The organism is Caballeronia sp. LjRoot34 (assembly GCF_964253815.1).
Classification (GTDB): domain Bacteria; phylum Pseudomonadota; class Gammaproteobacteria; order Burkholderiales; family Burkholderiaceae; genus Caballeronia.
In genome coordinates this window covers 1,378,212-1,392,648 of the sequence record NZ_CAXUSB020000001.1, presented here as the reverse complement: position 1 = coordinate 1,392,648, position 14,437 = coordinate 1,378,212, and the positions used below count along the sequence as shown (strand labels likewise).

13 protein-coding genes and 2 pseudogenes are annotated in these 14,437 nt (G+C 58.8%); 7 read left to right on the top strand and 8 right to left on the bottom strand.

Going from position 1 to position 14,437, the window contains the following annotated elements; genetic code table 11:
• The first annotated feature begins 39 nt into the window (after positions 1-39).
• The 3 genes and pseudogenes from ACSQ36_RS06115 to ACSQ36_RS06105 all read left to right on the top strand — a co-directional run.
• Entirely contained in the window at positions 40-1,473 is a 1,434-nt protein-coding gene (locus ACSQ36_RS06115) for an aldehyde dehydrogenase family protein (RefSeq protein WP_436181231.1), read from the top strand.
• The gene (locus tag ACSQ36_RS06110; RefSeq protein WP_213763209.1) at positions 1,470-1,877 is read left to right on the top strand and encodes a carboxymuconolactone decarboxylase family protein; all 408 of its coding nucleotides are present in this window, start codon (positions 1,470-1,472) and stop codon (positions 1,875-1,877) included. Before ACSQ36_RS06115 ends, ACSQ36_RS06110 begins: the two co-directional genes overlap by 4 nt.
• A gap of 157 nt (positions 1,878-2,034) precedes the next feature.
• Positions 2,035-2,193 (top strand): annotated as a pseudogene (locus ACSQ36_RS06105) (IS630 family transposase); the annotation flags it as partial.
• Between the two features lie 95 nt (positions 2,194-2,288).
• On the opposite strand, the gene ACSQ36_RS06100 reads toward ACSQ36_RS06105, so the two are convergent.
• On the bottom strand, positions 2,289-2,903 hold the full coding sequence (locus ACSQ36_RS06100) for a TetR/AcrR family transcriptional regulator (protein ID WP_213763211.1): 615 nt from the start codon (positions 2,901-2,903) through the stop codon (positions 2,289-2,291).
• 150 nt (positions 2,904-3,053) lie between these two features.
• On the opposite strand from ACSQ36_RS06100, the gene ACSQ36_RS06095 reads away from it, so the two are divergent.
• Positions 3,054-3,776 (top strand): SDR family oxidoreductase, encoded by a 723-nt coding sequence (locus ACSQ36_RS06095; protein WP_436181230.1) that lies wholly within the window; start codon positions 3,054-3,056, stop codon positions 3,774-3,776.
• Between the two features lie 57 nt (positions 3,777-3,833).
• Here the strand turns inward: ACSQ36_RS06095 and ACSQ36_RS06090 are convergent, their stop codons facing one another.
• From ACSQ36_RS06090 to ACSQ36_RS06070, 5 genes are all read right to left on the bottom strand, one after another.
• Positions 3,834-4,217, bottom strand: coding sequence for a hypothetical protein (locus ACSQ36_RS06090; protein ID WP_213763214.1), 384 nt, complete (start codon positions 4,215-4,217; stop codon positions 3,834-3,836).
• Between the two features lie 176 nt (positions 4,218-4,393).
• Complete coding sequence (locus tag ACSQ36_RS06085) at positions 4,394-6,679, bottom strand: FdhF/YdeP family oxidoreductase (protein ID WP_436181229.1); 2,286 nt, start codon at positions 6,677-6,679, stop codon at positions 4,394-4,396.
• Positions 6,680-6,833: 154 nt separating this feature from the next.
• Positions 6,834-7,832: a cytochrome d ubiquinol oxidase subunit II gene (gene cydB, locus ACSQ36_RS06080; RefSeq protein ID WP_436183104.1), complete on the bottom strand. Its 999-nt coding sequence runs from the start codon at positions 7,830-7,832 to the stop codon at positions 6,834-6,836.
• 17 nt (positions 7,833-7,849) lie between these two features.
• Positions 7,850-9,238, bottom strand: a complete 1,389-nt coding sequence (locus ACSQ36_RS06075) for a cytochrome ubiquinol oxidase subunit I (RefSeq protein ID WP_436183103.1) — start codon at positions 9,236-9,238, stop codon at positions 7,850-7,852.
• Between the two features lie 187 nt (positions 9,239-9,425).
• Positions 9,426-10,247 carry an alpha/beta fold hydrolase gene (locus ACSQ36_RS06070; protein ID WP_436183102.1) on the bottom strand — a complete coding sequence of 274 codons (822 nt, stop codon included), beginning with the start codon at positions 10,245-10,247 and terminating at the stop codon, positions 9,426-9,428.
• A gap of 807 nt (positions 10,248-11,054) precedes the next feature.
• Here ACSQ36_RS06070 and ACSQ36_RS06065 point away from each other — a divergent pair.
• Positions 11,055-11,528 carry a DUF1348 family protein gene (locus tag ACSQ36_RS06065; protein WP_436181228.1) on the top strand — a complete coding sequence of 158 codons (474 nt, stop codon included), beginning with the start codon at positions 11,055-11,057 and terminating at the stop codon, positions 11,526-11,528.
• On the opposite strand, the gene ACSQ36_RS06060 is transcribed toward ACSQ36_RS06065, so the two are convergent.
• A complete protein-coding gene (locus tag ACSQ36_RS06060) occupies positions 11,452-12,408 on the bottom strand; it encodes a helix-turn-helix transcriptional regulator (protein ID WP_436181227.1) in 957 nt (318 codons plus the stop codon). The genes ACSQ36_RS06065 and ACSQ36_RS06060 overlap by 77 nt on opposite strands.
• 416 nt (positions 12,409-12,824) lie before the next feature.
• Between ACSQ36_RS06060 and ACSQ36_RS06055 the strand changes: the two genes are divergently transcribed.
• Together ACSQ36_RS06055 and ACSQ36_RS06050 are read left to right on the top strand one after the other, a co-directional pair.
• Complete coding sequence (locus tag ACSQ36_RS06055) at positions 12,825-12,971, top strand: hypothetical protein (RefSeq protein ID WP_213763225.1); 147 nt, start codon at positions 12,825-12,827, stop codon at positions 12,969-12,971.
• A 12-nt stretch (positions 12,972-12,983) separates the two neighbouring features.
• Positions 12,984-13,358, top strand: a pseudogene (locus ACSQ36_RS06050) (LysR substrate-binding domain-containing protein); the annotation flags it as partial.
• Between the two features lie 19 nt (positions 13,359-13,377).
• Here the strand turns inward: ACSQ36_RS06050 and ACSQ36_RS06045 are convergent.
• Positions 13,378-14,274, bottom strand: a complete 897-nt coding sequence (locus ACSQ36_RS06045; RefSeq protein ID WP_436183101.1) for an AraC family transcriptional regulator — start codon at positions 14,272-14,274, stop codon at positions 13,378-13,380.
• Positions 14,275-14,437: the final 163 nt, after the last annotated feature.

Here is a 14,437-nt window from a genome sequence, read left to right as displayed (position 1 = left end):
GATTATGCTCAGAATCATGACAATCTGATTGGAGCATTCATGTACAGCATCGAGCGTATCTATATCGACGGCCAGTTTGTGCAGCCACACGGACAGGAGTGGTTCGACCTCCATAACCCTTCGACGGGCGACGTCATCGGCCGAGTACGTCTTGCCGACGCGCAGGACGCGAAAGATGCGATCGCCGCCGCGCGCCGTGCATTTCCGGCGTTTTCGCGCACAGCCAAGGAACAGCGCATTGCGTGGCTTAAGCGTCTGTATGAAGCCATGCTCGCCAATGTCGATCGCCTCGCCGCTGCGACAATCGAGGAATACGGCGCGCCCTCGACGCGGGCCGTATGGGGAGCGCGTTACGCCGCCGAGTCTTTTCTGAACGCGGCGCACACGCTTGAGGGGTATTCGTTCACGCGCCAGATTGCGTCGGCGGAAGTGGTGATGGAGCCGGTCGGCGTCGCCGCGCTGATCACGCCGTGGAACGCGAACGCCGGTTTTATCTGCAACAAGCTCGCAACGGCGATCGCCGCGGGTTGCACGGCGGTCGTCAAGCCAAGCGAAATGAGTGCTGTCCAGACGCAGATCGTCACCGAAGCCTTACACGATGCGGGTCTGCCGGCAGGCGTGTTCAACATTGTGACGGGACGTGGCGATATCGTCGGTGAGGAGCTGAGTACGAACCCGCATATCGCGAAGATCTCCTTTACGGGGTCGACCGCGGTCGGAAAATCGATTCTGCGTGCGAGTGCGGACACGATGAAGCGCGTGACGCTCGAACTCGGCGGCAAATCGCCGACGCTGATTCTTGACGACGCAGATCTTGAGACGGCGGTGCCGCTCGCAGTCACGTCCGGGTTTCAGAACAGCGGGCAGGCGTGCATTGCGGGCACCCGCATTCTTGTTCCGGAAGGTCGTCTTCAGGATGTCATCCGGTTGGCGAAAGAAGCGGTATCGGCGGTCAAGGTCGGTCACTTGCAGGACGCTGATTCGGCCATCGGGCCGATGGTCAGCCAGCGGCAATATGAACGCGTGCAGGGGTATATCCTGCGCGGCGAGGAGGAAGGCGCGACACTCGTGATCGGCGGCGAAGGACATCCGGACGGGCTCGCGGGTTACTACGTGAAACCCACCGTGTTCGCAAACGTGACCAACGACATGGCCATTGCGCGTGAAGAAATTTTCGGGCCGGTGCTGTGCATCCTCACTTATCGCAGTGAAGAAGAAGCGATCGCGATTGCGAACGACACCGTCTACGGCTTGCAGGCGTACGTGATTTCACCGAACGTCGAACGGGCACGCGCCGTGGCGTCGAGGCTGGAGGCCGGCCGCGTGATCATCAACGGCGCGCCGCACGAACCGTTCGCACCCTTCGGCGGATACAAACAGTCCGGCATCGGTCGGGAATACGGCACATTCGGGCTCGAAGCGTTTCTCGAGACCAAGGCCGTGCTCGGCGCGGCGACAACGGGGCCGCAATGAAAGACGCCACGGAACGCGGACTTGCCGTGTACGAACAGTTGCGCGGCGTCGAGCGAGCGCAAAACATGAAGGCCTCGATTGACAGTGGGAAGTTCGGTGCATCGATGACGGCCCTGTCGATGGACTTCGTGTTCGGGAGCGTGTGGGCACGCGAGGGTCTCGATCGCCGCGCCCGCAGTCTGGTCACGCTCGGTATCCTGATTGCGTTGCGCCAGCACGACGAACTGAAAAATCACATTCGCATCGCGTTGACCAACGGGTTGAGCGTCGAGGAAATCGAGGAAGTCATGCTTCAGGCGTCTGTATATGCAGGGTTTCCGGCGGCACACGCTGCCAGCAATGCCACGGCAGCGGTGCTCGAGGCGCTTGAACTCGAGCGAGGCAGTGTGGCGGGCGAGAGATGATACTTCCCAGAGGCCGTCGAGTTCAGCGCTCGCGGACTTTGGGAAAAGCTGTGCTGGTTACGGGCGCATCCGTCGACTTCGGCGAGGTAGTCATGAGGCCAGCTACAGGCGCCGAGGTTCGATTGAACGTTCTCGTCCAACAATTCAGTAGCGATTAATCGACCACTGCACGCCCAAGCACCTGAGCCTGCATCTGATCGTGGACAACTACGCCATGCATAGCCACCCCGATGCGCAGAAGTGGCCGGCCAAGCACCCGTGCCTTGTCATGCATTTCACGCCGACCAGCGCGTCGTGGCTGAACATGGTTGTCCGAGAACGCCTCAATGGCAACACGCCCTAGACTTAGAAAAGCCCGACTAAGATTCCTTGGTTTTCTTGGCATAGTACTACTCACCGTCATACAGGCCATCAAATGTGCGGAAGAGACGGGTAGCGAACCGTTGCGGGTGACCCCACCAACAACGCAATGAGTGAGTCCGCGGTGGCTAACATGCGTGCCTTGTCCTGATACACACGCTCGATTACCACAAGGCCACGAGTAAACGTGACGATCAAATGCGCAGCGTCCTCGGGAGAGCACATCAGGCGAACACCCTTCTCCCCCTTCTGAAGCCTGTCGAGAAGAAGCATCTCGAATGCGTCGAGCATGCCCTGCAACGCTTGCTGAACCGGCGGGTCGATAACGTTGGAGCCAAACGCAGATTTGGTCGTCAGGCATCCGCGCGTCGGTTCGCCCGTTGTCATCGAATCAATCACAGTCTCGAGGAAGCTTCGTAGGGCGTCGCGCAGCTTGGGCTTGTCCAGCGTATCGCGCAACTGCGCTAGGAACCGGTCCTTGTACACATCGAACACGCGTAGAAAGAACGTCCCCTTTCCTTTGTACGCGTTATAGAGCGAGCCGCGCTGCACGCCGGTCGCTGCAGCGAGCTCCTGCATCGAGGTTTCCGCAAAACCCTTTTGCCAAAAAAGCACCAAGGCCTTTTCGAGCGCCTCGTTTTCATCGAATTGACGAATCCCAGCCATGCCACCGCTCCGCTTTCCAGTCTTCGAAGCTCTATGTAAATGATTCTTGTCATGCCTGTCAAGGTTGGCTATAGTGCCAATCTTGACAAGTGTGTCAAACATGCATGGAACTGGGTCATCCCTTTCTGAACCATTACGTTTAGGTCAAAGATGAATACACGCACTTTCCTCATTACTGGCGCGAGCAAGGGCATCGGCCGCGCACTGTCCGACAGGCTTGCCGCCGCAGGTCATGTCGTCGTGGGCATCGCACGCAACGCGGACGATCCGACTTTCCCCGGCACGCTCGTCTCCGTGGACCTGAGCAACCGGCAGGCGACCGATCGAGCACTCAAGGAACTGACCGAGCGGTTCTCGTTCGACGGGGTTGTGAACAACGTCGGTTTCGTTCGACCCGGGAAGATCGGCGAAATCGACCTGGACGTATTCGAGGACTCCTTCCGCAGGAACCTGACGCCCGCGGTACAGGCCGTTCAGGCCGTACTGCCTTCCATGCGCGCGAAGGGATGGGGGCGCGTCGTGAACGTGACGAGCCTCACCATTCTCGGCGTGATCGACCGGACTTCGTATGCCGGCGCGAAGAGCGCATTGACGAGCTTCACGCGTACGTGGGCGCTGGAACTTGCCCAGGAGGGCATTACCGTCAACGCAGTGGCTCCGGGCCCGACAGAGACGGAATTGTTCCGTGCAACGAGCCCCGTCGGAAGTGTCGGCGAGCGGCGTTATCTGTCGATGGTTCCGCTCAACCGTCTCGGACAACCCGATGAAATCGCTGCGGCGATCGCCTTTCTTCTCTCGGAAGATGCGGGCTTCATGACGGGTCAGACGCTGTTCGTCGATGGCGGCGCATCGATCGGCAAATCTCAGGCCTAACGGTCCTCATGGGCCGAATGATGAAATGACATACGGAGGTGCGGAGCCAGCGTCTGGTCAGCGCTGTCTTGACGCGTCAGCTTGGCTCGGACGATCGGGCGAAGGCAACCGGTCAGCTACTGCTTGCGGCAGCAGCTCGCCGCGGCGGCGGACTGGATGATCGGCGATGACGCCGATCACCGCACGTGATCGAGAAGGAAGTGCACTGAAGATGACCTTGTCCGGCCAGCGCGGCTGCTGTTTCACCCATATGATTTCTTTTCGATGGTTCGCGACCGATCGATCGAGCTTGTAAGAGATGGGGGGCTGACTGCCGTCCTGGAGAGCATAGAGCTCGACGACGCACAGGCGGTCCTTAAAACAAACCTGAACGTCAGGGCTGCGCGGCCGCCCCGGCTTACGGAAAGTGAGATCTCCGAGTTGGCCATGAAACTTCCGCACGTCGTCTCGATTATTGATCTGCGCATTCTCCGACTGGCCGAAAACCGTGGAGTCACCGAGCCTTGCTGCGAGAGGCTCCGCATGCAATTACCGCCAGATTTTGGGCGGTCGTACGATCATAATCGCCCCGAGAACTTACCATCGCAGTGCCGGCGCCAAACCGACGCCGGCACTCATCAAACCGCCCGGCGCGAGATGCGAACCGGGATCGACTTATAAGACGGCGTGCCGCAGGCCTTATCGAAGTAGTCGAGCGGCAAGAGCACGTTCGCTTCCGGATAGTAGGCCCCCACAGAGCCGCTGGCGATCTTGTAGGCGATCACCGTATATCCAACCAGCCGTCTCGGGCTATCGGAAGGCAGCGCCGTCTCGACATCGACGAGATCTCCGTGCTCCAGGCTCTGCGCGGCCAAATCCTCTTCACTCATGAAGATCACGTCGCGCCGCCCGAACACGCCGCGGTAGCGATCGTCAAGCCCATAAATCGTGGTGTTGTATTGGTCGTGGCTGCGCAGTGTCGTGAGCTTCAGCACGTCGGCACCACCGGTTTGCGGATCTTCGATCACGCCTTGGAATGCAATGAATTCCGCTTTGCCTGAGGAGGTCGGCCAAACACGCTCGGTAGGCGGCAACGACAAACGAAAGCCGCCGGGCGTGCGGATACGTGCGTTGAAATCGGCGAAATCGGGGAAAACCGCTTCGATCCCATCGCGAATCCGGTCGTAATCGGCGACCATCCCCAGCCAGTCGACCTTGCTCTGCGGCAGAGTCGCATGGGCCATGCCACCGATGATGCTGACCTCGGAGCGCAGATGTTCCGAAGCCGGCGGCAGCTTGCCGCGCGAAGCATGGACCATAGACATGGAATCCTCGACCGTGATCGATTGCGGCCCCTCCGACTGCACGTCCTGCTCGGTGCGTCCCAGGCACGGAAAAAGAATCGACTCCCGGCCCACCAGCAGATGCGTACGATTGAGCTTGGTGCCAATATGCACGGTGAGGTCCAGCGTATGCATGGCCGGGAAACATTGCTCGGCATCGGGCAGCGCCACCACGAGGTTGCCACCCAGGCACACCAGCACCTTGGAACGCCCATCGATGATCGCCTGCATGGCCCGGACCGCGTCGTGGCCATGCGCTTCAGGCGGCTTGAACCCGAATACTCGTTCGATCCTAGTGAGCATGTCCGCCGACGGTTTCTCGGTGATCCCGACCGTGCGATCGCCTTGCACGTTGGAATGGCCGCGCAGAGGGCAGATGCCGGCGCCCAGCTTGCCGATGTTCCCGCGCATCAAAAGCAGGTTCGCGATCTGATGCACATTCGAGGTGCCGGTACTGTGCTGCGTGATCCCCATGCCGTAGGTCACGATCGTAGCGTTCGATTTGGCATAGGCCTGCGCCACCGCTTCGAGAGCCGCTTTCGGCAATCCGCTGACGGCTTCGATATTCGGCCATGGCGTTGCACGCAGATCCTCGGCGAAGGCCTCATAACCGTGCGTGTGGGTCGCGATAAAATCATGATCCAGAACCGTGCTGCCCGGACCCGCATTGGCATCGAGCGCAATCAACGCCTTCATGATGCCTTTCAACGCGGCAGCGTCCCCGCCGACCTTCACTTGGTAATAAGACGAAGCGATCGGCGTGGAGCCGAAGGTCACCATCTCCATCGCGTTCTGCGGATCGGCAAAACGTTCGAGCGCCCGTTCGCGCAGCGGGTTGAATACGATGATGGGCACGCCGCGCCGCGCGACTTCATGCAGCGTGCCCATCATGCGCGGATGGTTGGTGCCGGGGTTATGGCCCATCGCGATGATCATCTCGCACTGGTCAAAATCGTCGAGCGACACCGTGCCCTTGCCGATCCCAATCGACTGGGGCAGGCCCACGCTGGTGGCCTCGTGGCACATATTCGAGCAATCGGGGAAATTGTTCGTGCCGTACTCACGCGCAAACAATTGATAAAGGAACGCGGCTTCGTTGGAAGCACGACCGGACGTGTAGAACTCAGCCATGTTCGGGTCGGGCAACGCTCGCAGCACCTCCCCGATGCGGGCAAAAGCCGCGTCCCAGCCGATGGGCTTGTAGGTGTCGCTGGCGCGGTCATACGCCATCGGGTGAGTCAGCCGGCCTTCATTTTCCAGTTCGAAGTCGGTGCGCTCCAGCAGTGACGAAACCGTATGCGCGGCGAAGAACTCGGGCAGCACGCGCTTCTTGGTCGCCTCCCAGGTTACTGCCTTCGCGCCGTTTTCGCAGAATTGAAAGGTCGACGTGTGCTCCTTGTCCGGCCATGCGCAGCCAGGGCAATCGAACCCGTCGGGCTTGTTGGTCCGAAACAGCGTGATTGGTGCCTCGATGGTTTCCATCTGCTCGCGCACCGCTTTGGCGGTGGCTCCCAAAGCACCCCAGCCGCCCGCCGGACTATCGTATCGTTTGATTCCTCGAACGTTGCGTTGCTCAGACATTTCAGCCTCCACTTAGCGCATTGCCATATGCATCAATACTTCGAACGGTAGTGCCAGCAGCAGCGCGCCGCCGACACCGATACACCATAAGGCCACGAACCAAAAAGCCCGGCGCAGTCTGCGACCTTTAAGCATAGGCGGGAATGAATACGCGTTAATGATATTGAGCGCCCTGTTGCACTTTCTTCCTGAAGATCCAGTAGCCCGCCGTGGTATAGACTAGGATCATGGGCAGGATGACGACCGCGCCGACCAGCGTGAACACTTGGCTTGAACGCGGTGCCGCCGCATCCGCCAGCGTGATCGTGAACGGTATCGCGTAAGGCCAGACACTGACCAGTAAGCCGATGTAGCCGAGCAGCACCAGCAGCAGGGTCAGGACAAAAGCGGTTTTTTCAAGACGCCTCCGAATCGCGATAAACATGCCGATCGCAACGATCGCCACCAGAAATGGCACTACGATCAGCCGCGAAAACAAGCCGGACTGGAACCACCGCTGCATGATCTGCACACTGATCATCGGCGTCCATATCGACACCCCTATGATGAAGACCAGCAACACCACGGTCAGCGGCGCGACCAGGCGATACAGGCGCCGTTGCAGGTCACCTTCCGTTTTCATGATCAACCAGCACGCACCGAGCAAAGAATAGGTGGCCATCAAGCCCAGGCCGGTAAGCACGTTGAACGGCTGCAGCCAAAAGAACGAATCACCGGAGAACGATGCATTCGTGACCGGGATGCCTTGCAGGTAAGCCCCGAGGATGACCCCCTGGAAAAAAGCTGCGCCCGCAGATCCGGCGATGAAGGACAAATCCCAAAGCTGCTTGGTACGCTTCGCCTTACCGCGGATCTCGAACGAGACGCCGCGAAAAATCAGGCACACCAGCATCATCACGATGGGCAGATACAACGCCGACAGCGCGACACCATAGGCGACCGGAAACGCTGCATAGAGCGCAGCGCCGCCGAGCACCAGCCAGGTTTCGTTGCCGTCCCAGACGGGTGCAACGCTGTGCATCATCATGTTGCGTTCTTCTTCGTCGGGGAAGACTGGGAAGATCAGTCCGATCCCCAGATCGAATCCATCGAGCGCCACATAGACAAACAATCCAAAAGCGATGATCGCGGCCCAAGCTGTCGTGATGCCCATCATGTGGCTCCGTTGTGTTACTCAACCGCCGACATCGGCCGGCGACCGCTGTGGCCAGCGTCGAGGTCGCGGATCGACGAGGGCAGAGCTCGGCTCGGCGACGGGCCCTGCAAAAGCAGCCGGAATATGTAATAAATGCCCGTGCCAAAGACCACGCAGTAAACGACGATAAACGCCATCAGCGCCAGGCTGACCGCTTGGGCCGAGATCGGAGATAGCGCATCGACCGTCCGCATCACGCCATACACCACCCATGGCTGGCGTCCCATCTCGGTCGTCACCCAGCCGGCGAGCAGCGCGATCAGGCCCGTTGGTCCCATCAGCAATACGAAGCGTTGATAGAGCCGGTTCTCGAACAAGCGTCCACCGCGTCTGAGCAGCAAGCCGAGTAGTGCCAGCAGCGCCATCAGGATCCCGAGCCCAGCCATCAGACGGAAGGTCCAGAAGATGACCGAGGAGTTCGGCCTGTCCTCTTTAGGAAACTCCTTGAGGCCTTGAATCTCGCCATCCCAGCTATGCGTAAGGATCAGGCTACCGAGATGCGGCACCTGTATGGCGTAGCGCGTGACCTCGGCATTCATGTCGGGAAAGCCGACGAGGTTCAGCGCCGTGCCGCCATGTTCAGTTTCCCACAGCCCTTCGATGGCGGCGATTTTTGCGGGCTGGTATTTGCGCGTGTTCAAGCCATGCTGGTCGCCGACCAGTATCTGGATGGGAGCCAGCGCGAGGAGCAGCCAAAGCGCCATTGAATACATGGTTTTTACCGCGGGGTCGCGCCGCCCTTTGAGCAGATGCCAGGCACCGGTGGCTGCCACGATCAGCGCCACCACGATGAAGGTCGCGATCGCCATGTGGGACAGGCGATACGGAAAGGACGGATTGAAGATGATCTTGAACCAGTCCTGTGGCACCACGTGACCGTTCTCGACCGTGAAACCCTGCGGCGTTTGCATCCAGCTATTGGACGAAAGTATCCAGAAAGTCGAAAGCAATGTCCCGATAGCTACCAGGACGGTCGCGGCGAAATGGGCGACGCGACCGACTTTCTCCCACCCGAACAGCATGACGCCGAGGAAACCCGCCTCAAGGAAAAATGCGGTCATGACCTCGTAGGTCAGCAGAGGGCCTGTGATAGGTCCGGCGAATTTCGAAAACCCCGCCCAATTGGTGCCGAACTGGTAGGCCATGACGACGCCCGACACGACACCCATGCCGAAACCGATCGCGAATATTTTCGACCAGTACAGGCAGAGGTCTTTGTAGTGCTCCTTGCCCGTCTTCAGCCAAGCACCTTCGAGTACAGCGATAAAACTAGCCAAGCCTATGCTTATCGCCGGGAAGACGATGTGGAACGAAACCGTGAACGCGAACTGCACTCTCGAAAGGTCTAATGCGCTGAGGTTCATGACTGGGGTTCCGGTGAACACGCACATCAAACATGCGTCACATCAACGTGCACTGCTGATCATCGAACTCCACTCACTGCATCGGTCAAATGGCGCCGTGCATCGGTTTCGGGCAAGCGCCCGATCGGCGCACAAGTACCGACCGGAGCGGGGATGTTTGACTAAGCCTCGCCGCTGCTGACGAACCTCAGGTCGACAGGAACGTGAGCAAGTCCGCGTTCACCTGATCCGCGTGCGTCGTACACATGCCGTGCGGCGCGCCCGGGTAGATTTTGAGTGTGGCGTTCTTGATGATCTTCGCGGACTTGCGCCCCGAAATGTCGAGTGGCACGATCTGGTCGGCGTCGCCCTGGAGGATCAGCGTCGGCACATCAATCTTCGCTAGATCGGGGGTGTAGTCAACTTCGGAGAATTGCTTGATGCACTCGTATTGCCCAAGGATCGAACCCAACATGCCTTCGCGCCAGAACTCGTCGATAACGCCTTGCGAAATCTTCGCGTCCGGGCGGTTATAGCCGTAGAACAGCCCGGCGAGATCTCGGTAGAATTGTGAGCGATTGCCTGCGACGCCCGCGCGAATGCCGTCGAACACAGCGATTGGCAGCCCGTCGGGATTCGCCTCGGTCTTCAACATCAGTGGAGGCACGGCGCCGATCAGGACCATCTTTGCCACGCGCTTCGAGCCGTGCCGTCCGACATAGCGTGCAATTTCGCCACCGCCGGTCGAGTGCCCCACCAACGTGACGTCCTTCAGGTCGAGCGTGTCGATGACAGTCGCGAGGTCGTCCGCGTAGGTGTCCATGTCGTTGCCGTGACCAGGTTGGTCCGAACGGCCGTTACCTCGGCGGTCATGAGCGATCACACGATAGCCCTTCTGCACGAGAAAGAGCATCTGGGGATCCCATGCGTCCGCATCCAGCGGCCACCCGTGAGAAAAGACAACAGGACGACCGCTACCCCAATCCTTGAAATAGATTTGCGTACCGTCTTTCGTCGTGACTGTGTTCATTTTATGCGTGCCTTTTTGGTGAAGGGAATGTGCGTTGTGTGCCTCGGCACTCTCCCCCGTCGCTGCAAATACGGGCGTGCCGACAACTGCGGCGGCGGCACCCGCGCCAGCGCTGGCGAGCAACATCCGGCGACGGCCTGAGGAAAATGCGTTTTCAATCGAGTCGTTCATGAAGCTCTCCATACTGAACACATGGGTGAAATACAAGCCTGTCTGCAACGCCATTGCACCCATTGGCGGCGGTGTATCAGGGAAACCAACCAGTTGAAGATCGCACGACACCCGAACGGTCCGCGGCCACCTACGGATCACTCGCCTGCACAGCGCGGCAGCGTTCCGATTCATTCAATTCGGCATCGCCGCGCAATCGGAGACCCGTTAGCTGCGCTGTCCCGCAGCTTCCAAGATGAGTGGGGTGATCTCGTCGGATGAGAGATCTTAGAGTAGGGATACCGCAACTGATGCTGCGCGTGTGTTCTGAAACAGGCACAACGATTTCCTGCTTCGTGCTTCCACAGCTTGCATTAAGTTGATCGCCCCGATGCGTGGCAAGCTATGGATCATTAGCTAGGACAAGTCGGATTTACCGGCCATGCATCGTGTGACGTCGCGGGTGCTCGCATTTCTCGAACTTAATTTCGGGACAACCCCTGGCAGCCGTCGTCGACTGTCAGACGCAAATACGCCTGTTGCGTATTTGCGAGGCCGGGCCGGCAATCCATCGCGTTGGCTATATTTAGGGCTTTCAACGGATCCGCTTGTGGGGTGAAACCTCAACAGACCCATTCTTCACCAAGGAGATTTCTCATGTCGAAGGAACAACACCCCCTGCTCCCGCCCTTCAACGAAGAGACGGCCAAGCAAAAAGTTCGGATGGCCGAAGATGGCTGGAATACGCGAGATCCCGAAAAGGTTAAGCTGGTGTACACCCTCGACAGCCGATGGCGGAACCGCGCCGAATTTGCAACGGGGCGCCCGGCTATCGTCGCCCTGCTTACCCGCAAATGGCAGCGTGAACTTGATTACCGCCTGATCAAAGAGCTTTGGGCATTCACAGGCAACCGGATTGCGGTGCGGTTCGCTTACGAGTGGCACGACGACGCACAAAACTGGTTTCGCTCGTATGGTAATGAAAACTGGGAGTTCGACGAAACCGGTTTGATGGCCGTCCGACACGCTTCCATCAACGATCTTCCAATTGAGGCTAAAGACCGCCTGTTTCATTGGGCGCTGGGGCGCCGCCCCGACGACCATGAAGGCTTAAGCGATCTCGGTCTTTAGAATCCGGAGAAACCGCAGGGCATTGAGATGCGAAGTCCGAGGGAGACATCCCGAATTCCCGCCTGAAAACATGGCAAAAATGTGAGGTACTGACAAACCCGCAACCAAATGCGATTTCCTTGACCTGACGATTCGTTTCGGTAAGCATCTGCGACGCAAGCTCAAGGCGCAAGGACATCAAATAGCGCATTGGCGTTTGGCCGGTTGTTCTAAACGCGCGAGTCAGGTAGTTCGGCGATATGTTCATCTCCCGTGCGATCCTGGACATGTTCAGATCGGGATTTCGGGCGAGGCGCCTGATTACCTGCTTCGCGCGCAGTACCAAGGTCATTGCGCTGGTTCGTCTATGTCCGGACTTCGATCCCTCATTGAATATCACGTCCAGCAAATCGAGACACAGATCCGACATGCGTTTCCCCAGCTCGCTGCTAATCACCCCCCGCTGCAGCGCGAGCAGAAGGACAAAGTCGCGCACGGCCAGGACGTCCGGTGAACTCGAATCGCCAAGATGAACATCATGAAAGCTATAGGGCAATCCGCGATCACGCAAAGCCTGCTTCGGTAGTCGCAGCACAGTGACCGATGACTGCTCGCCAAAATATTCAGCGTAGGCGTGCAGCGGATCGACAGCGAGCACACTCTGCTGGCCGAACGTTCGTGTGCTTCCGTTCTGCTCTATTGAAATGGAGCCGCGCTTGATCATCTTCAGAAAAAGGTGCTCCCCGTTCCAGCAGGCGTTCTCCTGAAGAGTAGGCGATACGGCCTGATGCGCCATGTCCAGATCTAAAACCAGGAACTCCCCGAGTTGCCGCTGCTGGATCTTGCAATCCGCTGAACGAGAATCGTGGAGCCGACACTTCATTCCATAGCGATGCAGCATGGTAGATGTCCACCGATGCCGGTGAGCCAGGTCAGTTGTCTGCTCCGTATTCAAGCTGATGATATTTTCTAACACGATGGCTTTCCAATAGACGTTTCATAAGACGATTTCAGCCCCGCAATTCCGACACGCCGTAGCTTTTCCGCCTCCCCGACTCGTCGCCAGCGTGTGCAAGAACGCGAAGGAAAAACGTGTGCGCTTTCCTTCGATGGTCGACCAGGTGGATCGCTGAGCAAAGCATGTGCAGCTTCATCGATGGCTGTCACCCTGAAACGCGAAAAGGCAATGATAGGCTTCAACAAAAAGGTTTTGACACACTCTTAGGTGAGTAGCCTACGGGAATCGCACCCGCAAGCCCTCGCAGGTAGGGTATCGAGAACTGGCGCGCACACTGGTACCTGCGCCGACACCCGCACATGTGCATCGACCTCGTCACCGAAGGCGGACTGATCGAAATCGTCGCGGATGGCTTCGACGCGGGAATCCGCCGCGCCGATCTCGTGCCACGCGACATGGTCGCGATTCCGATGGGGCAACCGTTCCAGATGGCCGTCGTGGGATAACCGGCGTATTTCGCCGGTCGCGAGAAACCGTCATCGCCGGGCGATCTTGCGGCGCATTGCTGTATCCGCGCGCGGCAGCCTAGTGGTGCGGCCGTCGGCTGGGAATTCGTCCGTCATGGCGAGCCGTTGACCGTCAACGTGAACGACCCGCTGCTGCTGGACGAACCCACGCTGATGCACACCGCGGCGCGTGACGGCCTCGGCCTCGCAATGCTCGCGGACTGGTACGTTAAGGACGATCTGGAGCGCGGCACGCTCGTGCGCGTGCTGGGAGATTGGTCGCCGACTTATCCCGCACTTTGCCTTTATTACTCGGGATGCCAGAACCTGCCTCTGCCGTTGCGGGCGCTAGTCGACTTGATCCGGGAAATGGGTGGAATACTCTGACAAGTCGATAGCGAGCCAACTACGCCTGCCAATTGATATCGCTGCGCTGCCTGTAATCGACGCGTGGCGAATGACCGAACAGCGCCTTATAAGCGCGGCTGAAGGCGGCCTCCGACTCGTAACCGATACTGAGTCCGATTTCACCGACTCGGGCCTCGCGCTTGGCCAGCAAATCCTTCGCAAGCGTCAAACGCCATTCGTTCTGGTAACGCAGCGGAGATCGGCCCACCAGTGCGGCAAAGCGCTCGCAGAAATTGGAGCGGGACATGCCGGCAATGGCCGCAAGGGTCTCGATGCTCCAGCGCTGCATGGGTTGTTCATGAATGGCTTTCAGCGCACGGGCGATGCGCGCATCGGACAGTCCGCCCAGCCATCCCGACGCGGGCCCTTGCTGGATCCAGCTCCGCAATGTGCGGATGACTACCAGATCGATCAGCCGGGAAACCATCAAGGCGGCGCCCGGCTGGACATCGCCGGCTTCGATCATCAGGAAATGCACGATCCCCTCGAGCCATCCCGCGCTCTCCTCACGCCTGATGTGGATGCACTCGGGTAGCGCGGACACCAGGCCCCGAAGGCTGTCGGTGTCAAACAGGAAGCGGCAAAGGATGATGGTCGTCGGTACCTCATCGGCGGTCAACCTCAGATCACCCGCGCCGCGCTGCCACATCATCAGATCGCCCGTGTCGATGGTCATGGTTCCATTTTCTGAACCCTCGATGCGCAGCGCGCTCTGCGTCACGATGCAAACATGCGCCACCCCGGTTTCCAGCGCCAAGCGCTCCCCCGGCGCGAGGGTACACGCGTAGACGAGATCTCCCGTGAGACGGATTTGTGCCAGCACGTGGGACAGCAGATCAGGCGATGCAGTGTCGCCAATTTTCGGATGAATGGTTAAGTTTTTCGGCAATTCCATCATGGTATGAATCGTCTCTCATGAATATGATTCTACCGTGCAGATACGCTTTAACACAGAAATATAAGCGTTTCTGTAGGAAATCACCATCACATTCTTGCATTGGAAGCGATTGACAAGAAATGTTCCGATTTGCCGGAACCCTCATCATATCGAAAGGTCA